We start from the raw sequence: 26,639 nt of genomic DNA, 5'->3' as shown, positions 1-26,639 counted from the left end.
TATCACAGGAGAATATCCTTATGCTGGATACCGTCAAGGCCCTCACAACCGAATACGACATGCTGCCCCGGGGAGGCAGGGTGCTGTGCGCCCTCTCCGGGGGGGCCGATTCCATCTGCCTGCTCCATCTGCTCCACAGCCTGTCGGCCGATGGGGACTTTCAGGTGTACGCCGCCCACTACCACCACGGGATGCGGGGGGCGGACGCCGACGCTGATGCCGCCTTTGTAGAGGGCTTCTGCAAGGAGCGGAACATCCCCTGTGTGGTGGAGCGGGGCGACGTGTACGGCGAGGCCCGCCGCCGGGGTTTGGGTGTGGAGGAGACCGGCCGCCTGCTGCGGTACGAATTTCTCCACCGGACGGCGGAACGGCTGGGGTGCAGCCGCATCGCCACCGCCCACAACGCCGACGACAACCTGGAGACCCTGCTGCTCCACCTGACCCGGGGAGCCGGGCTTCACGGTCTGGCGGGTATCCCGCCCCGGCGGGGGGAGCTGGTGCGTCCCCTGCTCACCACCCCCCGGGCGGACATCGAGGCCTATCTGGAGGCCCACGGCATCCCCCATGTGGAGGACAGCACCAATGCCGACGACAGCTATGCCCGCAACAAGCTGCGCCATCAGGTGATCCCGGTGCTGCGCCAGCTGAATCCCCGGCTCACCCAGCGGTCCGCCGAAACCATGGCCTATCTGCGCGCGGACAACGACTACCTCAACGCACAGGCCGCCATGGCCTGTGCCCACGCCCGCTGGGCGGAGGACGACCTGGTCATTGAGGCCCACTACATTGCCGACCTGCCCGCCGCCATCGCCCCCCGGGCGGCCCGCCGCCTGCTGGAGATGACGGGGGACGGCAACACCGACTGCTCCGCCGCCCACCTGAAGGCGGTGGTGGACCTGGCTGTGGGGGAGGACCCCTCGGCGGTGGCCTTCCTGCCCAACGGGCGGCTGGCCCAGCGGGTCTATAAGGAGCTGCTCATTACCACCCAGGCTGACAACCCGGTGATGACCCCCTGTCCCCTGAACACCGACGGGGAGACCGCCCCGGAGGGTACGCCCTGGCGGTGCGCCTGCCGGGCCGTGATCTGTCCCCATGCCGGCGAGGGAAGAGAGGGGGCCTGGTACCTGAGCCGGGAGGTCCAGGGCACGCCCATGCTGCGTCCCAGGCAGACCGGGGATGAGCTGGCCCTGCCGGGCAGGGACACCAAGACCCTGAAAAAGTGGATGATCGACGAGAAAATTCCCCGACGGGACCGGGACCGTATCCCGGTGCTGGCGGATGAACGGGGCGTGCTGGCGGCAGCCGGCCTGGGCCCCCATAGAGATCGTGTGGCAAAGCCGGGCCAACCGGCCTGGGAAGTGGTATTTTGGAAGGAAGGGTAAGAGAAATATGGAACATATCCTGGACAAAGATGTGGAACGGGTCCTCTTTTCCGAGGAGGAGCTGAAGAACCGGGTGGCGGAGATCGCTGCTCAGATCGACAGGGACTATGAGGGCAAAGCACCCCTGCTGATCAGCGTGCTGCGGGGCTCCTTCGTCTTCATGGCCGACCTGGTGCGGCAGATCCACGTGCCCTGCACCGTGGACTTCATGGCGGTGTCCTCCTACGGGGCCGGCACATCCAGCTCCGGCCAGGTAAAGATCGTCAAGGACCTGTCCGAGCACATCGAGGGCAAGGACCTGATCGTGGTGGAGGATATTCTGGACAGCGGCAACACCCTGAGCTACCTGCTCCAGCTGCTCCAGGCCCGCAAGCCCGCCTCCGTGCGGCTGTGCACCCTGCTGGATAAGCCCTCCCGCCGGGTGAAGGAAGTAGAGGTCAGCTACTCCGGCTTCTCCATCCCCGACTACTTCGTGGTGGGCTACGGCCTGGACTACGCGGAGAAGTACCGCAACCTGCCCTACATCGGCGTACTGAAGCCCTCCGTCTACGGCGGGGAATAAGGCGCAAATCTGCCCGGAAAGGACGTGTCTGTCCATTGAAACGCAACGGAAGCCTGCGTGACGTAGGCTTTTATGTGCTCATTGCCATTTTGCTCATTGTCTCCATCTTTGTGCTCCGGGGAGGCATGAGCGCCGGAGACCAGGTCACCTACGGCCAGATCCGCCGCCTGCTGGAGGAACAGCAGGTGACCCAGGTGGAGGTGGACCACAAGACCATCACCCTCCAGCTCAAGGAGGCGGTGGGCGGCAAGAATACCATCACCTACCAGGTGGCCAACCCCCAGTGGTTTTACGATGACTTCAACGACCTGATCGTGGAGCAGATGCGGCAGGGGATCATCACCGACTATGACTACCCCGCCGGATTCGAGCCCCCCTTCTGGATGAGCTTCCTGCCCTGGATCGCCGTGCTGGTGGTCTTTGGCCTGCTGTGGTACTTCATGTTCCTCCGCCAGACCGGCGGGGGAGGGGGCGGCGGAGCTGCCGACCGCACCGCCCGCTTCGGCCGGGCCCGTACCCGTACCGGCGCCGACGAGCAGAAGAAGGTCACCTTTGACGACGTGGCCGGGGCCGAGGAGGAGAAGGGGGAGCTGCGGGAGATCGTGGAATTCCTCAAGGACCCCCGCCGGTTCCTGGACCTGGGCGCCCGCATCCCCAAGGGCGTGCTGCTGGTAGGCCCGCCCGGCACCGGTAAGACCCTGCTGGCCAAGGCGGTGGCCGGAGAGGCCGGGGTCCACTTCCTGTCCATCTCGGGCTCCGACTTTGTGGAGCTGTACGTGGGCGTGGGCGCCAGCCGTGTCCGGGACCTCTTTGACCAGGCCAAGAAGAACGCCCCCGCCATCGTGTTCATCGATGAGATCGACGCCGTAGGCCGCCAGAGAGGCGCTGGCCTGGGCGGCGGCCATGACGAGCGGGAGCAGACCCTCAACCAGCTGCTGGTGGAGATGGACGGCTTCGGCAACAACGAGGGCGTGGTGGTCATGGCGGCCACCAACCGGCAGGATATCCTGGACCCCGCCCTGCTGCGCCCCGGCCGGTTCGACCGGCAGGTGTATGTGGGCTATCCCGACATCAAGGGCCGTGAGGCCATCCTGAAGGTCCATGCCCGCAACAAGCCCCTGGGGGACAACGTGTCCCTGGCGGAGCTGGCCAAGGGCACCGGCGGCTTCACCGGCGCCGACCTGGAGAACCTGATGAACGAGGCCGCCCTGCTGGCCGCCCGTAAGAGACGGCACTTCATCAGCATGGAGGACCTGAACGAGGCGGTGATCAAGGTCATCGCCGGTCCCGAGAAGAAGAGCCGGGTGGTCATTGAGCGGGAGCGCAAGCTCACCGCCTACCACGAGGCGGGTCACGCCATCGTGATCCACGACCTGGAGACCCAGGACCCGGTCCATCAGATCACCATCATCCCCCGGGGCATGGCGGGGGGCATGACCATCTCCCTGCCCCAGGAGGACGTGACCTTCCAGTCCAAGAAGCAGCTTACCGAGCGCATCGCCGTCTGTCTGGGCGGCCGGGCCGCCGAGCAGCTGGCTCTGGGCGACATCTCCACCGGCGCGGGCAACGACCTGCAGAAGGCCAGCGCCATCGCCCGCAACATGGTCACCCGCTACGGCATGAGCGACAAGGTGGGCAACGTGGTCTTCGACTCCGGCCATGACGAGGTGTTCATCGGCCGCTCCATGGCCCAGACCAAGAACTACTCCGAAGAGGTGGCCGCCCTCATCGACGAGGAGATCAAGGGCCTCATCGACGGCGCCTACAACCGCTGTGTGGAGATCCTCTCCGCCCGCCGGCAGGAACTGGACTTTGTGGCCGACTACCTGCTCAAATATGAGAACATGGACGCCGACACCTTTGCCCTGGTCTTTACCGACCCTGCCGCCGTCCAGCCCCCCGCCGCCTATCAGCAGGTGGAGGAGGAGCAGGAGACCGTTTCTCTGGAGAAGAAGGAACAGGACTAAAAATAAAAACACGGTGTATTTTCTGAAAGAGAAAATACACCGTGTTTTGCTTATTTCATCTCAAGACCGGAGAGATAGCGCCGGGCCAGGTCAAAGCCGTGGCTGGCGGCAATGTGGCGGATGCGCTGGCGGCCCATGGACAGGTTCACCTGGCGCACCCAGGTGCCCTCTGGTGTGGCCAGACCGATGAACACCAAACCCACCGGATTGCCCCGCTCGTCGGGATCGGGCCCCGCCACGCCGGTGGTGGAGATGGCCAGGTCGCAGCCCAGCACCCGCCGGGCGCCCTCCGCCATGGCCCGGGCTACTTGTTCGCTGACCGCGCCGTATTGGTCCAGCAGGGCCTGGTCCACGCCCAGCACCGTGTGCTTCACTTCGGTGGCGTAGCTCACCACGCCGCCCCGGAATACCGAGGACACCCCGGCCAGGTCGGTCATTCGCTTGGCCACCAGGCCGCCGGTGCAGCTCTCGGCGGTGCCCAGGGTGAGTCCCTTCTCCTTCAGCAGAGCAAAGACCGCCGCCTCCAGGGAGGGAATATCCACCCCATAGACCAGGGGGCCGAAGTGGGCCTTCAGGTCGTCCACCACCGGGTCCATCAGGGCGCGGGCGGCTGCCTCGTCAGCGGCCTTGGCGGTGATGCGCAGCTCGCACTCCCCCTCCTTGGCGTAGGGGGCCAGGGTGGGATTGGTCATGGCGTTCATCTTTTCCCGCAGCTGGGCCTCCATGGCTGACTCGCCGATGCCGAAGAGCTTCAGGGTGCGGGAGGAAATGACCCCGTCGGCCAGCTCCTTCAGGTAGGGGATCACCCGGTGGGTGAACATGGCGGTGCACTCCCGGGGCGGGCCGGGGAGCATGATGACCCGGACGCCGTCCTGCTCAAAGGCCACGCCGGGGGCGGTGCCCCAGTCGTTGTCCAGCACGGTGCAGCCCTCGGGTAGCATGGCCTGCTGGTAGTTGTTGTCCGTCATGGGCCGGTTGGGGTGGATCCGCTGGAAATAGGCCTCGATCCGCTGGGCGGAGGGCTGATGAAACACCAGCTTCCGGCCGAAGCAGTCGGCCAGCACAGTTTTGGTCAGATCGTCGCAGGTGGGGCCCAGGCCGCCGGTGGTGATGATGATGTCCGCCCGGGTGCGGGCCAGCTCCACGGCGGCACGCAGCCGGTCCGGATTGTCGCCCACCACCGTGTGGTAGTAGACGTTGATGCCCAGGGCGCTCAGCCCCTGGGACAGCATCTGGGCGTCGGTGTTAGCGATGTTGCCCAGCAAAAGCTCGGTGCCTACGGCGATCAGTTCCGCGGTATGAGACATGGGGAAGCACTTCCTTTGTTGGATTGAGAAGAGAGGAGGGGCGCACACTGTGCGCCCCTATCATTAAACCTGAATACGCTCGATGCCGTCCACAGCGGCCTTTACCAGGACCTCCACGTCCAGGACCTCCTCAGCGTGCTCCAGCTCACCCAGCACCGGGCGGAGCCGGGGATGGCGGGGGGTGAACACGGTGCAGCAGTCCTCATAGGGCAGGATGGAGGTCTCAAAGGTGTTGATCTTGCGGGCGATGCGCACGATCTCCTCCTTGTCCATGCCTACCACCGGGCGCAGAATGGGCAGGGAGCACACGGCGGTGGTGGCCCGCATGGCCTCCATGGTCTGGCTGGCCACCTGGCCCAGGCACTCGCCGGTGACAATGGCCCCGGCGCCGCACCGGGCGGCCACCGCCTCGGCAATGCGCATCATGAACCGGCGCATGAGCACGGTGAAGAGCTCCTCGGGGCACTTGCGACGAAGCTCTTCCTGGATGGCGGTGAAGGGCACCACGTGGACGGTGAGCCGTCCGCACCAGGGGGTAAGCAGCTTGGCCAGATCCAGCACCTTCTGCTTGGCCTCTTCGGAGGTGTAGGGATAGGAGAAGAAGTGGACCATTTCCAGGGCGATGCCCCGCTTGGCGATCATCCAGGAGGCCACCGGGGAGTCGATGCCGCCGGAGAGCAGGCTCACCGCCCGGCCTCCCACGCCTACCGGCAGACCGCCGGCGCCCGGCTCGGGATCGGCGTGGACATAGGCGGCGTAGTCCCGTACTTCAAGATAGACGGTGAGCTCCGGATGGTGCACGTCCACCTTCAGGTTGGGGTATTTCTCGTCCAGCTCGCCCCCCACATACTGGGACAGCTGGATGGAGGTCATGGGGAAGGTCTTGTCGGCCCGCTTGGACTCTACTTTAAAGGTATGGGCGGCGGCCAGCTTGTCCCCCAGGTACTCGATGGCGGTGCGCAGCATGGCATCGGCGTCCTTCTCGCAGGCCCGGGCCCGGCTGAGCCCCACCACGCCGAAGAGCTTGGTCATGGCCTCCCAGGCCCCGTCCAGATCGCAGTCGTCGTTCTTGGGCTCCACATACATGGTGGACTGCTTACAGTACACCTTAAAATCTCCGTGGTGCTTCAGCCGGCGCTTGGCGTTGGCAATCAGCTTGTCCTCAAAGGTGCGGCGGTTCAGGCCCTTCAGGACCAGCTCCCCCAGCTTGAGCAAAATGATCTCGTTCATGGTGATTCCTCTTTCAGTAATTCGTTCCTGTAATCGAAAGCCATTATAGCGAAAACCGGGGGGAATGTCCAGAAAAATGGGGGTTACATTGCCAAAAATCTATCCAAAATCGTGCCTGCTGCCGCAGCCGGAGCCCATATGCTCAAACAGGCAGACAATACGTTCGATCTTTTCAAAACATTCCGGGTCACTCAGACTGTCATCACAGAGAATTTCTCTGATTTGACACAATGCCTGATAGCTGGATGCCTCCAACATCTCTTGAGCGGTTAGATTTAAACCCGGAAAAGTTACACTTATTTGCCGTCGTTCCAAAAGGTTTGACAAAAGCTGGATAGCCAGATCCATAAATTTATCCTCCTTATCTATAAGTGGACTGAAACTGGTCCTATTATATCACCTCAAATCCATAGAATAAAGAAAAAGGACTCAAATCAGTCCGGAGGTGAGGATTTGGAGGAGCAAAAGATCAAGCAGGATCAAATCCAGATCGGCAGAAACATCCGGCGGCTGCGTCTGGAGAAAAAGCTGGGACAGACGGAACTGGCAAACAAGCTGCAGCTGGAGGGCGTGGACATGACCCGGGAAGCGTTGGTCAAGATCGAGCGGGGCATCCAGCATATCTCTGCCACGCAGCTGAAAGCCATCCGGGATGTACTGCAAACCAGCTATGATGAACTATTGAAAGAGACCCCCTGACCAGTGGCCAATGGTCAGGGGGTCCTATCTTTGAAAATCAGATGTCTGTCCTATTACCGCCGGAGCAGGGCGCTCTCCCGGTACTGGATGGCCTCGGCCAGATGCTCCACCCCGATGGCCTCCGCCCCGTCCAGGTCGGCGATGGTGCGGGCCACCCGCAGGATGCGGTCGTAGCTGCGGGCGGTGAGGCCCATCCGGTCAAAGGCCCCCTTGATGAGGGCGGTGCCCGCCTCATCCAGCCGGCAGAACCGGGCCAGCTCCTGCTGGCCCATATGGGCGTTGCAGTCGGGACCATCCGGCCCAAAGCGGGCGGTCTGGATGGCCCGAGCAGCGTCCACCCGGGCCTTGATGACGGCGGAGGGTTCGGCGTCGGGCCGCTTGGACAGCTGGTCGAAGTCCAGGGGCGGCACCTCCACATACAGGTCGATCCGGTCCAGCAGGGGCCCGGACAGTTTGCCCAGGTACTTCTCCACCGCCTGGTGGGTGCAGCGGCACCGGTCCGAATAGCCGTACCAGCCGCACTTGCAGGGGTTCATGGCGCACACCAGCATGAACCGGGCGGGGAAGCGGCCGCTGCCCGCCGCCCGGCTGATGACCACCTGGCCCTCCTCCAGGGGCTGACGCAGGGTCTCCAGCACGTCCTTGTGGAACTCGGGCAGCTCGTCCAGGAAGAGTACCCCGTTGTGGGCCAGGGAGATCTCCCCGGGGCGGGGCAGGGGGGAGCCGCCTCCCGCCATGCCGGTGGCCGAGATGGAGTGGTGGGGGGAGCGGAAGGGACGGTGGGTGAGCAGGGGATGCTGGGCATCGGTGAGGCCCATGACCGAGTGGACGGCGGTGGCCTCCAGGGCCTCCCGCCGGGTCATATCGGGCAGGATGGAGGGCAGGCGGCGGGCCAGCATGGATTTCCCCGAACCCGGCGGGCCCACCATGGCCAGGTTGTGGCCTCCGGCGGCGGCGATCTCCAGGGCACGCTTGCCGTTCTCCTGGCCCTTCACGTCGGCAAAGTCCAGCTCCGCCTCCACATCGGTTCCGGGCACCCAGGGGTCGGCGGGGAGGATGGGGGCGTCTCCCCGCAGGTGGGCCACCAGCTGGGAGACGCTCTCCACCGGGTAGACGGTCACTTCCCCGGCCAGGGTGGCCTCGGCGGCGGAGGGGGCGGGGACGTAGAGCTCTTTGATGCCCGCCCGCCGGGCGGCCAGGGCCATGGGCAGCATACCGGGAATGGGCCGCAGCTGGCCGGACAGGGACAGCTCCCCCACAAAGGCGCAGGGGGCGGCGGGCAGGCGGAGCTGCTCCCCCGCTGCCAGAATGCCCACCAGAATGGGCAGGTCGTACACCGTGCCTCCCTTCTTCCGGTCCGCCGGGGCCAGGTTGACCGTGATGCGGGAGACCGGGAAGGAGAAGCCGCAGTTTTTGATGGCGGCCCTCACCCGGTCCCGGGCCTCCTTCACTGCCGCGTCAGGCAGGCCCACGATCTCAAAGGCGGGCAGGCCGCCGGACAGGTCGCACTCCGCCCGTACCTCGTAGCCCGAGATGCCGGTCAGACCCAGAGAACGCACTTCGCAGAGCATGGCATCACCCTCTTCCCATGTGTTTACCATATTATATCACGGACGAAAATTTCCGCCAAGACGGGGTGGCAGGATAGGATTGGATGGAAATGTTTAGGAAAGTCAAATAGAACGCACAGTCTAGTACAACGGGTTCAGCAGATACACCCAGTTACGAATTTTTTTCGGGGAAAAGCGGAAAAAACCGTGTAAAATCCTAGGGATTTTAAAATGGGAAGAAAATTTTCACAGATAAGTAAGATTTGATTTACAAACCGTTTCGATGGTGTTACAATGAAGTCGCTCCGAGAAAGTTTCTTTCTGGTAAGCGGGGAAAAAGCCAGGGTAATGGGAATCCGGCCCGGTCTCGAGATGAGGCGGGGACCGATTCCCATTGCCCTGGAACAATGAACAAGGAGGAATCGTTTTCATGGCGAGAAAGCTGAAATCCATGGACGGCAACACCGCTGCCGCCCACGTGTCCTACGCCTTCACCGAGGTCGCCGGCATCTACCCCATCACCCCGTCCAGCCCCATGGCCGATAACGTGGACCAGTGGGCCGCTCAGGGCCGCAAGAACATCTTCGGCACCACCGTCAACGTGGTGGAGATGCAGTCCGAGGCCGGTGCTGCCGGTACCGTTCACGGCTCCCTGGCCGCCGGTGCTCTGACCACCACCTACACCGCCTCTCAGGGCCTGCTGCTGATGATCCCCAACATGTACAAGCTGGCCGGCGAGCTGATGCCCTGCGTGTTCCACGTGTCCGCCCGTACCGTGGCCACCCACGCTCTGAACATCTTTGGTGATCACTCCGACGTCATGGCCTGCCGTCAGACCGGCTTTGCCATGCTGTGTGAGTCCAACCCCCAGGAGGTCATGGACCTGGGCGCCGTTGCCCACCTGGCCGCCATCAAGGGCCGCGTTCCCTTCATCAACTTCTTCGACGGTTTCCGTACCTCCCATGAGATCCAGAAGATCGCCATCTGGGACAACGAGGACCTGAAGGACATGGTGGACATGGACGCTGTGGAAGCCTTCCGCAAGCGCGCCCTGAACCCCGAGCGTCCTGTGATGCGCGGTTCTCACGAGAACGGCGACATCTTCTTCCAGCACCGCGAGGCCGCCAACAAGTACTACGAGGCCGTTCCCGGCATCGTCGAGGAGTACATGGGCAAGGTCAACGCCAAGCTGGGCACCAACTATCAGCTGTTCAACTACTATGGCGCTCCCGACGCTGACCGCGTCATCATCGCCATGGGCTCCATCTGCGACGTGGCCGAGGAAGTCATCGACTACCTGAACGCCCACGGCGAGAAGGTGGGCCTGGTGAAGGTCCGCCTGTACCGGCCTTTCCGCGCCGACAAGCTGCTGGAGGCCATTCCCGCCACCGCTACCAAGATCGCTGTTCTGGACCGCACCAAGGAGCCCGGCGCTCTGGGCGATCCTCTGTACCTGGACGTTGTCACCGCCTTTGCCAACGCCGGCCGTCAGGCCACCATCATCGGCGGCCGCTACGGCCTGGGCTCCAAGGACACTCCTCCCAGCAACGTGTTTGCCGTGTATGAGGAGCTGACCAAGGACCAGCCCAAGCGCCAGTTCACCGTGGGCATCGTGGACGACGTGACCTTCACCTCCCTGGAGGAGAAGCCCGCTCCCAACACCGCGGCTCCCGGCACCATCGAGTGCAAGTTCTGGGGTCTGGGCGGCGACGGTACCGTGGGCGCCAACAAGAACTCCATCAAGATCATCGGCGACCACACCGACAAGTACGTTCAGGCGTACTTCCAGTATGACTCCAAGAAGACCGGCGGCGTGACCATCAGCCACCTGCGCTTCGGCGATCAGCCCATCCGCGCTCCCTACTACATCAACAAGGCCGACTTCGTGGCCTGCCACGTGCCCGCCTACATCGTCAAGGGCTTCCCCATGGTCCGCGACGTGAAGGACGGCGGCGTGTTCCTGATCAACTGCCAGTGGACCGATGAGGAGCTGGATCACCACATGCCCGCCGTGGCCAAGCGCTACATCGCTGAGCACAACATCCAGGTCTACACCATCAACGCCATCGACCTGGCCATCGAGATCGGCATGGGCAAGCGCACCAACACCATCCTGCAGTCCGCTTTCTTTAAGCTGGCTAAGGTGATGCCCGAGGCCGAGGCCATCCAGTACATGAAGGACGCTGCCACCCACTCCTACCTGAAGAAGGGCCAGGACGTGGTCGACATGAACCACAAGGCCATCGACGCCGGCGCCACCGCCTTCCACAAGTTCGAGGTGCCCGCTTCCTGGGCTACCGCCGAGGACAAGCCCGCTGAGGAGCATCTGGAGGGCAACGCCGACACCGTGAAGATGGTGAAGGACATCATGGAGCCCGTGGGCCGCATGGACGGCGACAGCCTGCCTGTTTCCGCCTTTGCCAACGGCCACGAGGACGGCACCTTCTTCCAGGGCGCCGCTGCCTACGAGAAGCGCGGCGTGGCCGTGTCCGTGCCCGAGTGGGATTCCAGCAAGTGTATCCAGTGTAACCAGTGCTCCTACGTCTGCCCCCACGCCACCATCCGTCCCTTCGCCCTCACCGAGGAGGAGGCCAAGAACGCCCCCGCTCAGGCGAAGATCGTGGACATCAAGGCCGGCAAGGGCAAGGGCGTGTACAAGTTCGCTCTGGCTGTCAGCCCCCTGGACTGCATGGGCTGCACCGTCTGCGTGAGCACCTGCCCCGTGAAGGCTCTGACCATGAAGCCCCAGGAGTCCCAGGCTGCCGAGCAGGAAGTCTTCGACTACATGGTGGCCAAGGTTGCCCCCAAGGCCGACGTGGAGGATATCGCCACTGTCAAGGGCAGCCAGTTCAAGCAGCCTCTGCTTGAGTTCTCCGGCTCCTGCGCCGGCTGCGCCGAGACCGCCTATGCCCGCCTGATCACTCAGGTGTGCGGCGACCGGATGTACGTCTCCAACGCCACCGGTTGTTCCTCCATCTGGGGCGGCCCCGCTGCTACCTCTCCCTACACCGTCAACAAGGAAGGCAAGGGTCCCACCTGGGCCAACTCCCTGTTCGAGGATAACGCCGAGCACGGTCTGGGCCTGTACCTGGGCCAGAAGGCCATCCGTGACCGCCTGGCTGACCAGACCCGCCAGCTGATCGCCATCGACTATGTGGACGAGACCATCGCTGCTGCCGCTCAGAAGTGGCTGGATACCATGGAGGACGGCATTGCCAACGGTGAGGCCACCAAGGCTTACATCGCCGCCATGGAGGGCCACAAGGCCCAGGCCGAGGGCTGCGACTGCGAGGCTTGCAAGCTGGTCCGCGAGATCCTGAAGGAGAAGGAGTACCTGAACAAGAAGTCCGTCTGGATCTTCGGCGGCGACGGCTGGGCCTACGACATCGGTTACGGCGGCCTGGATCACGTCATCGCTTCCGGTGAGGACGTCAACATCTTCGTGTTCGACACCGAGGTGTACTCCAACACCGGCGGACAGGCTTCCAAGTCCTCCAACATCGGCCAGGTGGCTCAGTTCGCCGCCGCCGGTAAGACCCAGCCCAAGAAGAGCCTGGCTGAGATCGCCATGCAGTACGGCTACGTCTACGTGGCTCAGATCGCCATGGGCGCCAACCCCAACCAGACTCTGAAGGCCATCACCGAGGCTGAGGCCTATCATGGTCCTTCCCTGGTCATCGGCTACGCTCCCTGTGAGATGCACTCCATCAAGGGCGGCATGGCCAACTGCCAGCAGGAGATGAAGAAGGCCGTGGACTGCGGCTACTGGAACCTGTTCCGGTACAACCCCGCTCTCAAGGCCGAGGGCAAGAACCCCTTCACCCTGGACTCCAAGGCCCCCGCTGGCGGCTATCAGGAGTTCCTGATGAACGAGGCTCGTTACTCCTCCCTGACCCGTGCCTTCCCCGAGCGCGCCAAGGAGCTCTTCGCTCAGAACGAAGAGGCCGCCAAGGCCCGTTGGGAGCACCTCACCCGTCTGGTGGAGCTGTACAAGTAATTAGAACCACTAAGACCCCCGGGCAACTGCCCGGGGGTCTTTTTTGCAGCGATGGTCCTTCCATGGTTTGTAGGGGCCGATGCCTTCATCGGCCCGCACAAAAAGAAACCCCGTCTTTTGAACCGCAAAGCGGCCCAAAAGACGGGGCTTTCGCATCAATTACACGTTGAATCGGAACAGGACGATGTCGCCGTCCTTCATCACATATTCCTTGCCCTCGGAACGGACCAGGCCCTTTTCCTTGGCGCCGTTCATGGAGCCGCAGGCCATCAGGTCGTCAAAATTGACCACCTCAGCCCGGATGAAGCCCCGCTCAAAGTCGGTGTGGATCTTACCGGCGGCCTGGGGGGCTTTGGTGCCCTTCTTGATGGTCCAGGCCCGGCACTCGTCCTCGCCGGAGGTGAGGAAGGAGATGAGGCCCAGCAGGGCGTAGCTGGCCTTGATGAGCCGGTCCAGGCCGGACTCGGCGATACCCAGATCGTCCAGGAACATCTTCTTCTCGTCGGCGTCCAGCTCAGCGATCTCGGCCTCCAGCTTGGCGCACACAGGGATGACCTGGGCCCCCTCCTTGGCGGCCAGATCCTCCACGATCTTGTAGTAGGCATTGCTGTGGCAGTCGGCAAAGCCGTCCTCGTCCAGGTTGGCGGCGTAGATGATGGGCTTGAGGGAGAGCAGCTCGGCGGTGGCGATGATGGCGGCGTCGTCCTCGTCGCACTCGAAGGAGCGGGCGGAGTTGCCGTCGTTGAGCCAGTCCTTCAGGGCGGTGAACACCTCCACCTCCCGCAGGTACTTCTTGTCGCCCTTGGCGGCTTTCTGAGCCTTGTCGATGCGGCGCTCCACCATCTCCACGTCGGCCATGATGAGCTCGATGTCAATGACGCCGATGTCCCCGGCGGGGTCCACAGGCACGTTGGTGCTGGTGTCGGCCACCACATGCATGATGTTCTCGTCGTCAAAGCAGCGCACCACATGGACGATGGCGTCGCACTCCCGGATGTTGGCCAGGAACTTGTTGCCCAGGCCCTGGCCCTGGCTGGCGCCCTTGACCAGACCGGCGATGTCCACGAACTCCACCACGGCGGGGGTGGTCTTCTTGGGGTGATACATCTCGGTCAGTGCGTCCAGACGCTGGTCGGGCACCGCCACCACGCCCACGTTGGGGTCGATGGTGCAGAAGGGGTAGTTGGCGCTCTCGGCGCCGGCGTTGGTGATGGCGTTGAAAAGGGTCGATTTGCCCACGTTGGGCAGACCCACGATACCTAATTTCATCGGTCAGTTACCCTCTTTCGGCGTATTAGCCCCAGTATTATATCTTATCCGCCTGGAAATTACAAGTGTTCCGGCCCATCCCGGAGGACTGGTTGCAAAAATCCTCCCGGCGTGCTATCCTTCGGGCAAGGAGGTGGGACCATGGAAGAACGGGAGATCCTGGAGGGCTGTGTGCTCTTTCGCGGTCTGGACTTGGAGGAGACCCTGACCCAGCTGGGAGGACGGCGGGAGGAGTACCCCGCCCGCACCGTGGCCGTCCAGGAGGGGGAGCGGGTGGACCGGCTGGAGATCTTGCTCACCGGCACCATGCGGGCGGTCCGGCTGGACGCCGACGGCTCGGAGGTTCTCTACCAGCAGCTCTACCCCGGCTATCTGGTGGCGGGGGAGGTGGCCTGTACCCCCAAACGGACCAGTCCCTACTCGGTGTGTACCCTGGAGCCCTGCGCCGTCTGGCGGGTCCCTCTGGAGCGGCTGGAGGACCCTGGTCTGCCGGTGGAGCTGCGGCTGGCCCTGCTGGGCAATCTGCTCCACTTCGTGGCCAACCAGAATATCCGGAAATATTATAAAATCGACGCCCTTTCGGTGAAAAGCGCCCGGCAGCGCATTCTGAAGTACCTGGTTGCCCAGGCCGGGCGGTCGGGAAGCGATACCTTCACCATCCCCTTTGACCGGGAGGCCATGGCCAACTACCTGTGCCTCAACCGCTCCGTCCTCTCCCATACCCTCAAGGAGCTGGAGGGGGAGGGGGTGCTCACCTTCCGGAAGAACCAGTTCACCCTTTTTTCTGAAAAGTTGTCCAGACAACATACCAAGTGAGGGAATTTTGGTATACTCGTGACAAACCAGGAGGTGTTTGTCATGAAGAAGCTGTTCTCTCTCACGCTGTCCGCCCTGCTGGCCCTTTCTCTGCTGGCAGGCTGCTCCAGTCCCCCACCGGCGGAGACCGATCCCGCCGCTGAGACCACCCCCGCCGCCGTTGAGACCACCCCGGCGGCCGCCGACCTGAGCGGCCACCCCCATCGGCAAGATCGCCGTCCAGGTGTTTGAGGATTTCGGAATCACCGATCAGGTGGACATCGTGTCCAACACCACCACCGCCCCCGCCATGTCCACCGTTCTGGCCGCCGACGAGTGCGACGCCATCATCGTGTGGAAGGAGAATGTCAACGCTGACCAGGGGGAGATCGTGGACTGTCCTGAGATGGAGAACTACATCAAGACCATCCCTGCCGCCCGGCTGACCTGCTCGGCGGATGCCGAGGCCGCCGACGCCTTCGCCCAGTTCCTGGACAGCCAGACCGCCTGGGACATCTGGACCAGCTACGGCTATGAGCTGGCGGGATAAACGTCCCTTAAAGCCCTTTGAGTGGGGCTTTCTGGTGCTGCTGCTTGGGGTGCTGCTCTATGTGGCGGCCAGCCTGTGGGGCGTGGTGGCCGGGGGGCTGCCCAACCTGGGCCGGGCCCTGGCTGACGGGGAGATCCGCTTTGCTGTGGGGCTGAGCCTGTGGACCACCACATTGTCTACCCTGCTGTGCATCCTCATTGGGGTCCCCTGTGCCTATCTGCTGGCCTTTACCCCACTGCCCGGCAAGCGGTGGGCGGAAGCCCTGCTGGAGCTGCCTCTGGCCCTGCCCTATCTGGTGCTGGGCCTGTGCCTGCTCACCCTCTTTTCCTCCCCCTTCGGCAAGGCCCTGAAGGAGCTGGGCCTGCGGCTGGTCTTTGATCCCAAGGGCATCGTAGCGGTCCATCTGCTCATCAACCTGCCCTTTGTGATCCACCTGGCCGCCCAGGCCTTTCGGCAGATCGACCCGGAGCTCCCCCTCACCGCCCAGACCCTGGGAGCCACCCGGTTCCAGGCCTTTCGCCACATCACCCTGCCCCTGTGCCGCCCCGCCCTGCTGTCGGCCTTTCTGCTGGCCTGGAGCCGGGGCATGGGGGAGTTTGGCGCCACCCTGATGCTGGTGGGGGTCACCCGGCTGAAGACCGAGACCCTGCCCGCCAGTATCTATCTCAATATCTCCACCGGCGACAACGGTATGGCGCTGGCGGCGGCCCTGCTGCTGCTTCTGCTCTCCCTGGCGGTCCAGGGGGTGAGCCGTCTGGCCGGTGGGAAAGGAAGGGAGCTGTAACATGGACCGGCATACGCTGTACGAGACCCTGCGCTCCGCTTTGGCCGCCGCTCTGGAGGAGCACGGGCTCACCGGCTCGGCGGTGACCGTCAGGGCACGGGGCCTCACCCCGGAGGAGGCCATCGGCCGCACCCAGCGCACCGACTACCCCATCCTCACCGGCAAGGAGGTCATGCTGATGGCCGATTTCCGGGGGGCCATGGGCCAGGCTTTTACCGACGCCCCTGCACACTTTGAGGGGTACCTGGACCAGGTGCTGGCTCTGGACCTGGAGGGGGATCCTCACAGCCGGGGGCTGTTCATTGCCACCCTCAATGCGGTGATGAAATATCTGGGCCGGGCGGACAACACCGTCCATTGCAGGGACGGCGGGCCGGAGCTGTGTGCCCGCCATATGGCCCAGTGGGTGGCGGATACCTATGGTGCTCCCAAAATCGCCCTGGTGGGCTTCCAGCCCGCCCTCATTGCCGCCCTGTCCCAGCGCTTCCCTCTGAAAGTGCTGGATCTGAATCCGGACAACATCGGCAAGGTGAAGGACGGCTGCCCGGTGCTGGACGGCGCGTCCGGGCGGCAGGAGGCGGTGGACTGGGCTGATCTGGTGCTGTGTACCGGCAGTACCCTGTGCAATGGTACCATTGTGGACTACCTGGACCTGGACAAGGAAGTGGTGTTCTTCGGTACCACCCTGGCAGGCGCCGCCCCCATCCTGGGCCTGAAACGGGCCTGCTTTGCCGACCGGACTATGGAGGAGCAATAAAGTGAAAAAACGGACCTGCCTCAGGCAGGTCCGTTTTTGCTGGGCGGACAGGTCAGCCGCCCATGTAGGAGAAGTGCATGTAGTCGTGGTAGCCCTGGGCGTCGTCGCTGTCCATGGCCCAGGCGTCGCCGCCCCAGCTCCAGCCGTGGGCTTCAAAGATCCGCACCACCGAGCTGTCCGGGGCGATGGAGTAGGGATTGGTCCCCGGCTCCCAGCAGCTGCCCGTCATGATCTGGCCGTCCCGGATCTGATAGTTCTCATTGGGGTTGAGGTCGATGGCGGTGCCGCAGTTGTGCTCGCCGGAGGTGCCCTCCACATAGCGGAAGCAGCCCGCGGCGTTGATGGGGAACTGCTCCGGGTCATTGTAGATCTCGGTAAAGATGGCCTTGATGTCCTCGGCAATGGCGGTGTGGACCTGGATGGTAGAGGTGGCAGATTTCTTGACTCCGCCGGACAGCCGCCAGACGGGGACGGTGATGGTGGTCATGCTGGCCTGAGCCTCCGCCCGGTTGTCAAAGCGGTACTTGCCCGGGTCGCCGAAGAGCAGCGTGCTCTTGGCCGCATTTGCGCCCTGGGTGGTCAGCCAGAAGGGTTGGGTCCAGTACTCATCCTCGGTGGCCAGGCCCTGCTCCACCCGGTCCCAGAATTCAGCCTCCGCCCGCTCGGACTGGGTCATGGGGCGGTACTGCACATAGTAGGTGGAGCAGGCGGAGGTGACGGTATCGTTGCTCTGGGGGTAGTCGTACACGTAATACTGGGGATCATCGCCCAGCAGGTAGTACAGAGATTGATTCACCGCTGCATCATACTGCCGGGTATACAGGATTTCGCCGGTCTCGCTGTCCACGCCGTGCACCGTAATGGACATGGGCTCACCGGCCAGGGCCCGGTCCACCACGTTCAGGGTCCGCATCAGCAGTACCGTGCCGTCGCAGCGCTGGATGAGATCATAACGGCCGAAGGAGCCGTCCGGCTTGCCGTTGACCACGCTGCTGCAGGACAAGGCGTACACCGCGATCTGATGGATCCTGTCCATCTGCGCAAAGTCGGAAAACAGACCGCCGGTCCCCAGGTTGTCCATCTGCTCCTCATAGGTATCCTGAAGGGATTCCGGCAGCGCCCGGTAGAGCAGTACCGCCGCATCCTCCCGGGTGATGCCCTCCCCAAGCCGGTCGGGGGTGACCGGCAGGTCGTCCCGCTCCCGCAGGATGCGGGCCTCCTCCGCGGCCTGATAGCCCGCCAGGTCCCAGGCGGCGCCCTGGTCCAGGGCCTGCTGATAGTCCTCGGGCGCAAAGGTACGGGCCATCAGGGCCAGAAACTGGCCCCAGGTCATGGTCTGGGCGGGAGCCAGCTGGTTGCCGCCCACACCCTGGAGGATCCCAAGGCCCACCGCCCTTGTCATCTCCTCATAGGCCCAATGGTTCCAGTCCAGATCAGAATACTCGGCGGCCTGGGCAGGCAGGGCGGACAGGGACATGGTTCCCGCCAGCAGCAGAGCGCCAACACGCAGGGACAATTTCTTCATACACGAACGCCTCTCTCTTTCTTGTCTTGCCAGGCCTTTTTGCAATATCGCAAAATTCGACCCGGAATTGCCCCTCCATTTTATACTTATTTGACAGAAAAAGCAACGGTTGTGAAAGATAGGACTTTACAAAAACTAAAATGGGAAGTATAATTTACCAAACAGACACTGACGTGGAAGGGGTAACAGCCTGACGGGAAAGGGTCGCCGGACAGAGGTTTACAAAGCTGTGGCGCACCCGTTTTCCCGGGCGCGCCATTTGTCATTTTATGCAAGGAGGAAATTGCTATGGAAGAGACCCGTGTGGCCCTGCTGGGCGTGGTTGTGGAGAATCCCGACTCGGTGGAGGAGCTCAACGCCCTGCTCCACGAATACAAGGACTATATCATCGGCCGGATGGGCATCCCCTACCGGGAGCGCAAGGTGAACATCATCTCCATCGTGCTGGACGCCCCCGCCGACGCCATCAGCGCCCTGTCCGGCAAGGCAGGCATGCTGCCCGGGGTGAGCTGCAAGGCGGTATACTCCAAGCTGCCCAATGAATGATCTGCTGGACAAGCTGTGCCAGAACCGGCGGCTGGACCGGGCGGAGTGGCGGACCCTGCTGGAGGCGCGGCACAGCCTGGACCGGCAAGACCTCTTTGCCCGGGGACTGGAGGAGCGCCGCCGGTGGTACGGCGACCAGATCTACGTCCGAGGGTTAATTGAGTGTAGTAATATCTGTAAAAATAACTGTCTGTATTGTGGTATCCGGCGGGACAACCGCAGCGTGACCCGTTACCGGCTGGACCGGGACACCATCCTGGCCTGCTGCGGGAAGGGCTACGGCTGGGGCTTCCGCACCTTTGTGCTCCAGGGGGGCGAGGACCCGGGGCTCACCCCGGACTGGGTGGCGGAGACGGTGGCGGCCATCAAAGGGCGCTTTCCGGACTGTGCCGTGACTCTCTCCCTGGGGGAGTTTGACCGGAATGTGTATCAGCTGTGGTTTGACGCCGGGGCCGACCGGTATCTGCTCCGCCATGAGACCGCCGACCCGGTCCATTACGGCAGACTACACCCCCCGGAGCTCACCCTGGCCCACCGGCTGGACTGCCTGCGTACCCTAAAGGACATCGGCTACCAGGTGGGGGCCGGGTTCATGGTGGGCTCTCCGGGGCAAAGTGCCGATACCCTGGCGGAGGATTTCTGCTTCCTCCAGGAGTTTCAGCCCCACATGGTGGGTCTGGGCCCCTTTATCCCTCAGAAGGACACTCCCTTTGCCCATGAGCAGGCGGGCACTCTGGAGGATACCCTGATCCTGCTGGCCCTGGTGCGGCTCACCTTACCAAAGGTGCTGCTGCCCGCCACCACCGCCCTGGGTACCATCCATCCCCAGGGGCGGGAGCTGGGCATCCAGGCGGGGGCCAACGTGGTGATGCCCAATCTGTCTCCCCCGGCCGCCCGGGACAAGTATACCCTCTATGACAACAAGCTCTGCACGGGAGACGAGGCCGCCGAACACCTGGCGGGCCTGCGGAAGCGCCTGGCCGCCATCGGCTGCACCGTGGCCGTCCACCGTGGAGACTTTCCCAATTCATAAAAAACTGACGGGGAAGGCATTTGCCCTGACCCAAAAGAAAGGAAGTAACACCCATGTACGATCCCAAATCCAGAAAAGCAGAGGAATTCATCGACCACCAGGAGATCCTGGACACCCTGGCCTACGCCGACGCCCACAAGAACGACGGGGCGGTCATCGACGCCATCCTGGAGAAGGCCCGGCTCCGCAAAGGCCTGACCCACCGGGAGGCCTCGGTGCTGCTGGCCTGCGAGCTGGAGGACAAGAACCAGGAGCTCTATGACCTGGCCAAACAGATCAAGAAGGACTTCTACGGGGACCGCATCGTCATGTTTGCCCCCCTCTACCTGTCCAACTACTGTGTCAACGGCTGCCTGTACTGCCCCTACCACGCCAAGAACAAGCACATTCCCCGCAAGAAGCTGACCCAGGAGGAGATCCGCGCGGAGGTCATTGCGCTCCAGGACATGGGCCACAAGCGGCTGGCGCTGGAGGCGGGGGAGGACCCGGTGAACAATCCTCTGGAATACATTCTGGAGTCCATCAAGACCATCTACTCCATCAAGCACAAGAACGGCGCCATCCGCCGGGTGAACGTGAACATCGCCGCCACCACGGTGGAGGACTACCGCAAGCTGAAGGAGGCCGGGATCGGCACCTACATCCTGTTCCAGGAGACCTACCACAAGGAGAGCTACGAGAAGCTCCACCCCACCGGACCCAAGAGCAACTATGCCTACCACACCGAGGCCCACGACCGGGCCATGGAGGGCGGCATCGATGACGTAGGTCTGGGGGTGCTCTTCGGCCTGGAGCTCTACCGCTATGAGTTTGCCGGTCTGCTGATGCACGCCGAGCACCTGGAGGCGGTGTTCGGGGTGGGCCCCCACACCATCAGCGTGCCCCGGGTGTGCCCCGCCGACGACATCGACCCCAACGCCTTTGACAACGGCATCTCAGACGACATCTTTGCCAAGATCGTGGCCTGTATCCGGGTGGCGGTGCCCTACACCGGCATGATCATCTCCACCCGTGAGTCCCAGAAGGTCCGGGAGCGGGTGCTGGGTCTGGGCATCTCCCAGATCTCCGGCGGCTCCCGCACCAGCGTGGGCGGCTACGTGGAGAAGGAGCCGGAGGAGGAGTCCTCCGCCCAGTTCGACGTGTCTGACAGCCGTACCCTGGATGAGGTGGTGCGCTGGCTCATGGAGCTGGGCTATGTGCCCTCCTTCTGCACCGCCTGCTACCGGGAGGGGAGAACCGGCGACCGGTTCATGTCCCTGTGCAAGGCGGGGCAGATCCAGAACTGCTGCCTGCCCAACGCCCTTATGACCCTGAAAGAGTACCTGGAGGACTACGCCGCCCCCGAGACGAAAGTGGTGGGCGATCAGGTCATCGCCCAGCAGCAGGCCTACATCACCAACCCCAAGGTGAAGGAGATCGTGGCCGACCGGCTGGTGAAGATCGCCCAGGGCGAGCGGGACTTCCGCTTCTAAGCAGGAGGGATACCCATGAGCCTGAACGCCACCCCCGCCGGCGAGCGGGTCCACATCGCTTTTTTCGGCCGGCGCAACGCCGGTAAATCCAGCCTGGTCAATGCCTTTACCGGCCAGGACCTGGCCATCGTGTCCGACGTGAAGGGCACCACCACCGATCCGGTGTACAAGGCCATGGAGCTGCTTCCCCTGGGTCCGGTGCAGATCATCGACACCCCCGGCATCGACGACGAGGGTGCCCTGGGTGAGCTGCGGGTGAAAAAGACCCGGCAGGTCCTGAACAAAACCGACCTGGCCATTCTGGTGGCCGATTCCACTGCCCCCCTGGGCAAGGCGGAGGAGGAGCTGCTTGCCCTCATCAAGGACAAGGGCATCCCCTACCTGCTGGCCTGGAACAAGGCCGACCTGCTGGATACCGTGCCCCAGGAGGGGGAGAACACCCTGTGGGTGAGTGCCCTCAACGGCCTGCACATCCATGAGCTGAAGGAGAAGGCCGCCCGCCTGGCGGGCCAGGAGGGTCCCAGGCGGCCCCTCATCGCCGACCTGCTCCAGCCCGGAGACACGGTGGTGCTGGTGGTGCCCATCGACAAGGCGGCCCCCAAGGGCCGGCTGATTCTGCCCCAGCAGCAGACCATCCGGGATGTGCTGGAGGCGGGGGCCTCCGCCCTGGTGTGCCGGGATACCGAACTGGCCCTCACCCTGGAGGGCTTGCCCAAGCCCCCCCGGCTGGTGGTCACCGACAGCCAGGTGTTCGGCAAGGTGGCCAAGATCGTCCCCCGGGACGTGCCCCTCACCTCCTTCTCCATCCTCATGGCCCGGTACAAGGGAGATCTGGCCCTCACCGTGGAGGGGGCCCGGGCGGTGCGGGAGCTGAAAACCGGGGACAAGGTGCTCATTGCCGAGGGCTGCACCCACCACCGCCAGTGCGAGGACATCGGCACGGTGAAGCTGCCCCGGTGGATTCACGAGGCCACCGGTGTGGAGCCGGACTACACCTTCTGCTCCGGCCGGGAGTACCCGGAGGATCTGACTCCCTACAAGATGGTGATCCACTGCGGAGGCTGCACCCTGGGGGAGCGGGAGATGAAGTACCGCCAGCGCACCGCCGCCGACCAGGGCATTCCCATCACCAACTACGGGATTCTCATTGCCTCCCTCAATGGCATTCTGGAGCGTACCCTGGAGCCCTTCCCGGAATTTCAGGCATGAAAAAAGGACCGCTGCACCGCAGCGGTCCTTTTTCGTTTAGTCCTGATAGATCTCCTTGGCGTACCGGACGGTGGCCATGGCGTCCTTGGCGTAGCAGTCCGCCCCGATCTGGTCAGCGTAGGCGGGGGTGAGTACCGCGCCGCCCACCACGATCTTCACCTGGGGGCAGGAGGTGCGCAGCTGGCGGATGGTCTCCTCCATGCTCACTACGGTGGTGGTCATCAGGGCGCTGAGACCCACCAGCTTTACCCCGGGCTGCCCGGCGGCCTCCACAATGGCCTCCGGGGTCACGTCCCGGCCCAGGTCCACGACGGTGAAGCTGTAGTTTTCCAGCAGCACCTTGACGATGTTCTTACCGATGTCGTGGATGTCCCCCTTGACGGTGGCCAGCACCACGGCGCCCTGGCTGGGCCGGTCCTCTCCGGACATGGCATTCTGGACCACCTCAAAGGCGGCCTTGGCGGCCTCGGCGCTCATGAGCAGCTGGGGCAGGAAGAGGGTGCCCTTCTCAAAGCCCTGACCCACCTGGTCCAGGGCGGGGATGAGCACGCTGTCCACAATGTCCAGGGGTGCCTTGCCGCCCTCCAGAGCGGCCTTGGCGGCCTGGGCCGCACCCTCCTTGCTGCCCCGCAGGACGCAGTCGGTAAGGGAGGGGCCATCTCCGGCGGTCACCGGGGCGGCGGGAGTCTCCTGCCCGCCGTAGGCGGCGATGTAGGCTCCGCACTGGCTGTCCAGACCCATAAGAGCCTGATAGCTCCGCCAGGCCCCCATCATGGAGGCGTTGTTGGGGTTAAGGATGGCGCAGTCCAGCCCCTGCTGGAGGGCCATGGTGAAGAAGGCGGTGTTCACCAGCTCCCGCCTGGGGAGACCAAAGGACACGTTGGACACGCCCAGAATGGTGGACACCCCCAGCTCCTTCTTGATGCGGCCCACCGCCTCCAGGGTGATTTTGGCGGCCTCCGGCTCGGAGGAAATGGTGAGGGTCAGGGGATCAATGACGATCTCCTTTCTGGGGATACCGTACCGGGCGGCGGTGTCGCAGATCTTTTTGGCAATGGCCACCCGGCCCTCCGCTGTGGCGGGGATGCCGTTCTCGTCCAGGGCCAGGCCCACCACCACGCCGCCGTACTTCTTCACCAGGGGGAAGAGGGCGGCCATGCTCTCGGCCTTGCCGGACACCGAGTTGAGCATGGGCTTGCCGTTGTAGCGGCGCATGGCCCGCTCCATGGCCTCCGGGTCGGAGGTATCCAGCTGGAGGGGGAGGGGAAGCACCGCCTGGAGGGACTCCATCACCTCCACCAGCAGGGCGGGCTCGTCGATCTCAGGCAGGCCCACGTTCACGTCCAGCACCTGGGCCCCCGCCTCCTCCTGGGCAAAGGCCTCATTGAGGAGGTACTCAATGTTGTGGTCCCGCAGGGCCTGCTGGAACTTCTTCTTGCCGGTGGGGTTGATGCGCTCGCCGATGACCACGGGAGCAGTGCCGATCTCCACCGCCTGGGCGTAGGAGGACACCAGGGTGCGGCCGCGGTCAACGGCGGGGGTGTAGGGCTTGTCCCGGCATACGTCCACCGCGGCCCGAATGTGGTCGGGGGTGGTGCCGCAGCAGCCGCCCAGGATCTGGACACCCAGGTCGGCAATGGCACCCATGTGGACGGCAAACTCCGCCGGGCCCACGTCAAAGACGGTGTGGCCGTCGCAGGCGTGGGGCAGACCGGCGTTGGGGTTGACCACCAGGGGCACCGAGGCGTACTCCAGCAGCTGCTTGACGATGGGCAGCATCTGGGCGGGGCCCAGGCCGCAGTTGACGCCCAGGGCGTCCACCCCCAGGCCCTCCAGCAGGGCCACAGTGGAGGCGGGGGTGCCGCCGGTGAGCAGCTTGCCGCTTTCCCCGTACACGGTGGTCACCACCACCGGCAGGTCGCAGTTCTCCTTGGCGGCCAGCACGGCGGCCTTGGCCTCGTAGGAGTCGCTCATGGTCTCGATGAGCACCAGGTCGGCCCCGGCGGCCACGCCTGCCCGCACCACCTGGGCGTACAGGGCCACCGCGTCCTCAAAGTCCAGGTCGCCCATGGGCTTGAGCAGCTTGCCTGTGGGGCCCATGTCCAGGGCCACAAACACGTCGGGCCGGGGGTCGGCGTCTCTGGCCTCACAGGCCAGCCGCACCCCGGCTCTCACCAGCTCTTCCGGGTCAAACTGACCGCCGGCGGGGAATTTCAGGCCGTTGGCGCCGAAGGTGTTGGTGCACAGAATGTTGCTCCCCGCCGCCAGATAGGCCCGGTGGAGGGCGGAGATCCGCTCCGGGTGGAGCAGGTTCCAGGTCTCGGGCAGCTCGCCGCCCCGTAGGCCCTGGGCCTGGAGCAGAGTGCCGGTGCCGCCGTCAAAAAACAGGCGCTGGCTGTGCAGCGCGTCGATGAATTTCATTTGGTATCTCTCCTAAAGGCGCAGTTGGTTTTGGAACAGGTGGCGCACCCCCCGGCATGGCATTTGCCCGGGGTGTCCGCCACACCGATCACCGCCGTTACCGACTTGATGGGGGCCAGCAGGCAGCTGTCGGTGGCGGTGAGGCCGATTTTCCGGGGCCCGTCCAGCCGCCGCAGCAGCTCCGGCTGGTCGGTGAGGGGGAAGTCTCCGTAGCCGGGGCTGAACCGGGGGCGCAGATATTTGCCGGGGTACTGCCCCGCCAGCTGGTCGCAGGCATCGTCGCACACCGCCTCGATGAGGGCGGCGGCTACAGCCTGATCCACGGCGGCCTGGGCCACCCGGCCCGCCGCCGAGCGGGCGATGAGCCGGTCCACCCCCACTCCCAGGGTGGCCCCGAAGAGGAGGGCGGCGGTGCAGCCCTCCAGGTGAGCGCGCAGCTTTTCGCTCCGGATAGACCAGTCTCCCAGCTCCGCCCCGCCGGGGCAGAGGGTGAGGGGGACCTCCAGAGCAGTCCACCGGGGGTCGGCGGCCTCTTCCACCGCCCGGATGCGCGCTTCCAGCAGGGCGGCGGTGGCTTCGTCGGGCTGGGCGCCCCCGCAGCCCAGGTAGCGCAGGGCCTCTTCCCGGGGGACGTGGATCACTTGAGCACCTCCGACAGGCTGGTCTGGATGGAGGAGGCGATCTCCGGCTTGTTCATGGAGTAGATGTGGATGTGCTCCACGCCGTTGGCGATGAGGTCGATGATCTGCTCGGCGGCGTAGGCCACGCCGGCCTGACGCATGGCGGCGGGGTTGTCCCCGAACCGGTCCACAATGGCCTTGAACCGCTCGGGCAGGTAGGTGCCCGACAGCTTGCAGATGCGGGCGATCTGCTTGCCATTGGTCACCGGCATGATGCCCGCCACCACAGGCACGGTGATCCCCTTCTCCCGGATGCGGTAGAGGAAGTTATAGAGGATATTGTTGTCGAAAAACATCTGGGTGGTGAGGAACTGACAGCCCGCCTCCACCTTGGCCTTCAGGTGGTCGATGTCGGCGTTCTTGGTGGGAGACTCGGGGTGTCCCTCGGGGTAGCAGGCCCCGCCAATGCAGAAGTCGCCGTGGGCCTTGATGTCCTTGACCAGCTGGGCGGCGTACTGGTAGTCGTGGGCGGGGGCGCCCCCCTCAGGGATGTCGCCCCGGAGGGCCAGCACGTTCTGGATGCCCTTCTCCTTCAGATGCTCCAGCACCTGGGCCACATGCTCCCGGGTGGAGGAGGCGCAGGTCAGGTGGGCCAGCACATCCACGCCGTACTGCTGCTGGATGCCGGAGGCAATGCCCACGGTGTAGTCGCTGGTGCCGCCGCCGGCGCCGTAGGTGACGCTCATAAAGTCGGGCCGCAGAGCGGCGATGTCCTGGGTGGCCTTGGCCACGGAGTCGTAGGTATCGCTGGTCTTGGGAGGAAAGACCTCAAAGGACAGGGTGGGACGACCCTGATTTAATATGTCGATGATTTTCATGGAAGCATCTCCTTCGCTTGGGGAATTAAGAAACATTATATCACACATGGGGGAAAAATCCTATATCCCACCAAACGGAAAGGGGG

The 26,639-nt window shown here is 64.0% G+C and carries 23 protein-coding genes; 14 read left to right on the top strand and 9 right to left on the bottom strand.

The features are described from left to right. The first annotated feature begins 20 nt into the window (after positions 1 to 20). Genes tilS through ftsH form a run of 3 tightly spaced genes read left to right on the top strand, consistent with a single transcriptional unit; the run spans position 21 to position 3,911 of the window. Positions 21 to 1,382, top strand: a complete 1,362-nt coding sequence (gene tilS / locus B5G34_RS10550) for a tRNA lysidine(34) synthetase TilS (RefSeq protein ID WP_087336966.1) — start codon at positions 21 to 23, stop codon at positions 1,380 to 1,382. A gap of 7 nt (positions 1,383 to 1,389) precedes the next feature. Further along, entirely contained in the window at positions 1,390 to 1,944 is a 555-nt protein-coding gene (hpt, locus tag B5G34_RS10545) for a hypoxanthine phosphoribosyltransferase (RefSeq protein WP_087336963.1), read from the top strand. A 35-nt stretch (positions 1,945 to 1,979) separates the two neighbouring features. After that, positions 1,980 to 3,911 carry an ATP-dependent zinc metalloprotease FtsH gene (ftsH, locus tag B5G34_RS10540; protein ID WP_087336961.1) on the top strand — a complete coding sequence of 644 codons (1,932 nt, stop codon included), beginning with the start codon at positions 1,980 to 1,982 and terminating at the stop codon, positions 3,909 to 3,911. A gap of 50 nt (positions 3,912 to 3,961) precedes the next feature. On the opposite strand, the gene B5G34_RS10535 is transcribed toward ftsH, so the two are convergent. The 3 genes from B5G34_RS10535 to B5G34_RS10525 all read right to left on the bottom strand — a co-directional run bounded on the left by B5G34_RS10535 (position 3,962) and on the right by B5G34_RS10525 (position 6,796). Beyond that, the gene (locus B5G34_RS10535) at positions 3,962 to 5,218 is read right to left on the bottom strand and encodes a competence/damage-inducible protein A (RefSeq protein WP_087336958.1); all 1,257 of its coding nucleotides are present in this window, start codon (positions 5,216 to 5,218) and stop codon (positions 3,962 to 3,964) included. 63 nt (positions 5,219 to 5,281) lie between these two features. Then, positions 5,282 to 6,448 carry a tRNA uracil 4-sulfurtransferase ThiI gene (gene thiI / locus B5G34_RS10530; protein WP_087336955.1) on the bottom strand — a complete coding sequence of 389 codons (1,167 nt, stop codon included), beginning with the start codon at positions 6,446 to 6,448 and terminating at the stop codon, positions 5,282 to 5,284. Between the two features lie 99 nt (positions 6,449 to 6,547). Continuing rightward, positions 6,548 to 6,796 carry a hypothetical protein gene (locus tag B5G34_RS10525; protein ID WP_087336952.1) on the bottom strand — a complete coding sequence of 83 codons (249 nt, stop codon included), beginning with the start codon at positions 6,794 to 6,796 and terminating at the stop codon, positions 6,548 to 6,550. A 105-nt stretch (positions 6,797 to 6,901) separates the two neighbouring features. On the opposite strand from B5G34_RS10525, the gene B5G34_RS10520 reads away from it, so the two are divergent. Further along, the gene (locus B5G34_RS10520) at positions 6,902 to 7,147 is read left to right on the top strand and encodes a helix-turn-helix transcriptional regulator (protein WP_087336950.1); all 246 of its coding nucleotides are present in this window, start codon (positions 6,902 to 6,904) and stop codon (positions 7,145 to 7,147) included. Between the two features lie 53 nt (positions 7,148 to 7,200). Here the strand turns inward: B5G34_RS10520 and B5G34_RS10515 are convergent, their stop codons facing one another. Next, a complete protein-coding gene (locus tag B5G34_RS10515; RefSeq protein ID WP_087336947.1) occupies positions 7,201 to 8,718 on the bottom strand; it encodes a YifB family Mg chelatase-like AAA ATPase in 1,518 nt (505 codons plus the stop codon). A gap of 409 nt (positions 8,719 to 9,127) precedes the next feature. Here B5G34_RS10515 and nifJ point away from each other — a divergent pair, with 409 nt between their 5' ends. Next, a complete protein-coding gene (gene nifJ, locus B5G34_RS10510) occupies positions 9,128 to 12,694 on the top strand; it encodes a pyruvate:ferredoxin (flavodoxin) oxidoreductase (RefSeq protein ID WP_087336944.1) in 3,567 nt (1,188 codons plus the stop codon). Between the two features lie 159 nt (positions 12,695 to 12,853). On the opposite strand, the gene ychF is transcribed toward nifJ, so the two are convergent. After that, positions 12,854 to 13,963, bottom strand: a complete 1,110-nt coding sequence (gene ychF / locus B5G34_RS10505; RefSeq protein ID WP_087336941.1) for a redox-regulated ATPase YchF — start codon at positions 13,961 to 13,963, stop codon at positions 12,854 to 12,856. A 141-nt stretch (positions 13,964 to 14,104) separates the two neighbouring features. Here ychF and B5G34_RS10500 point away from each other — a divergent pair, with 141 nt between their 5' ends. The 5 genes from B5G34_RS10500 to B5G34_RS10480 are packed head-to-tail and all read left to right on the top strand — an operon-like array spanning position 14,105 to position 16,849. Further along, positions 14,105 to 14,779, top strand: a complete 675-nt coding sequence (locus B5G34_RS10500) for a Crp/Fnr family transcriptional regulator (protein ID WP_087336937.1) — start codon at positions 14,105 to 14,107, stop codon at positions 14,777 to 14,779. Positions 14,780 to 14,821: 42 nt separating this feature from the next. Continuing rightward, a complete protein-coding gene (locus tag B5G34_RS10495) occupies positions 14,822 to 15,010 on the top strand; it encodes a hypothetical protein (RefSeq protein ID WP_087336934.1) in 189 nt (62 codons plus the stop codon). Further along, positions 15,003 to 15,308: a substrate-binding domain-containing protein gene (locus tag B5G34_RS10490; RefSeq protein WP_162609466.1), complete on the top strand. Its 306-nt coding sequence runs from the start codon at positions 15,003 to 15,005 to the stop codon at positions 15,306 to 15,308. Before B5G34_RS10495 ends, B5G34_RS10490 begins: the two co-directional genes overlap by 8 nt. Beyond that, a complete protein-coding gene (locus B5G34_RS10485; RefSeq protein ID WP_162609465.1) occupies positions 15,292 to 16,092 on the top strand; it encodes an ABC transporter permease subunit in 801 nt (266 codons plus the stop codon). Before B5G34_RS10490 ends, B5G34_RS10485 begins: the two co-directional genes overlap by 17 nt. A gap of 1 nt (position 16,093) precedes the next feature. Beyond that, entirely contained in the window at positions 16,094 to 16,849 is a 756-nt protein-coding gene (locus tag B5G34_RS10480; protein ID WP_087336923.1) for a DUF364 domain-containing protein, read from the top strand. A 52-nt stretch (positions 16,850 to 16,901) separates the two neighbouring features. Here B5G34_RS10480 and B5G34_RS10475 read toward each other — a convergent pair whose 3' ends face one another. Further along, complete coding sequence (locus B5G34_RS10475) at positions 16,902 to 18,374, bottom strand: M15 family metallopeptidase (RefSeq protein ID WP_087336921.1); 1,473 nt, start codon at positions 18,372 to 18,374, stop codon at positions 16,902 to 16,904. A 288-nt stretch (positions 18,375 to 18,662) separates the two neighbouring features. Between B5G34_RS10475 and B5G34_RS10470 the strand changes: the two genes are divergently transcribed. Genes B5G34_RS10470 through hydF form a run of 4 tightly spaced genes read left to right on the top strand, consistent with a single transcriptional unit; the run spans position 18,663 to position 22,634 of the window. Further along, on the top strand, positions 18,663 to 18,920 hold the full coding sequence (locus B5G34_RS10470) for a TM1266 family iron-only hydrogenase system putative regulator (RefSeq protein WP_087189012.1): 258 nt from the start codon (positions 18,663 to 18,665) through the stop codon (positions 18,918 to 18,920). After that, entirely contained in the window at positions 18,913 to 19,953 is a 1,041-nt protein-coding gene (gene hydE / locus B5G34_RS10465; RefSeq protein WP_087336917.1) for a [FeFe] hydrogenase H-cluster radical SAM maturase HydE, read from the top strand. The genes B5G34_RS10470 and hydE overlap by 8 nt, the downstream gene beginning before the upstream one ends. Before the next feature lie 53 nt (positions 19,954 to 20,006). Beyond that, complete coding sequence (gene hydG / locus B5G34_RS10460) at positions 20,007 to 21,425, top strand: [FeFe] hydrogenase H-cluster radical SAM maturase HydG (protein WP_087336915.1); 1,419 nt, start codon at positions 20,007 to 20,009, stop codon at positions 21,423 to 21,425. Between the two features lie 15 nt (positions 21,426 to 21,440). Beyond that, positions 21,441 to 22,634, top strand: coding sequence for a [FeFe] hydrogenase H-cluster maturation GTPase HydF (hydF, locus tag B5G34_RS10455; RefSeq protein ID WP_087336912.1), 1,194 nt, complete (start codon positions 21,441 to 21,443; stop codon positions 22,632 to 22,634). A 36-nt stretch (positions 22,635 to 22,670) separates the two neighbouring features. Here the strand turns inward: hydF and B5G34_RS10450 are convergent, their stop codons facing one another. Genes B5G34_RS10450 through metF form a run of 3 tightly spaced genes read right to left on the bottom strand, consistent with a single transcriptional unit; the run spans position 22,671 to position 26,553 of the window. Then, complete coding sequence (locus B5G34_RS10450) at positions 22,671 to 25,055, bottom strand: homocysteine S-methyltransferase family protein (protein WP_087336909.1); 2,385 nt, start codon at positions 25,053 to 25,055, stop codon at positions 22,671 to 22,673. Then, complete coding sequence (locus tag B5G34_RS10445; protein ID WP_087336905.1) at positions 25,052 to 25,696, bottom strand: hypothetical protein; 645 nt, start codon at positions 25,694 to 25,696, stop codon at positions 25,052 to 25,054. Before B5G34_RS10445 ends, B5G34_RS10450 begins: the two co-directional genes overlap by 4 nt. After that, on the bottom strand, positions 25,693 to 26,553 hold the full coding sequence (gene metF, locus B5G34_RS10440; protein ID WP_087336902.1) for a methylenetetrahydrofolate reductase [NAD(P)H]: 861 nt from the start codon (positions 26,551 to 26,553) through the stop codon (positions 25,693 to 25,695). The genes B5G34_RS10445 and metF overlap by 4 nt, the downstream gene beginning before the upstream one ends. Positions 26,554 to 26,639 lie beyond the last annotated feature (86 nt).

The organism is Flavonifractor sp. An82, assembly GCF_002159265.1.
Lineage (GTDB): Bacteria > Bacillota > Clostridia > Oscillospirales > Oscillospiraceae > Flavonifractor.
This window is presented reverse-complemented; position numbering and strand designations above follow the sequence as displayed.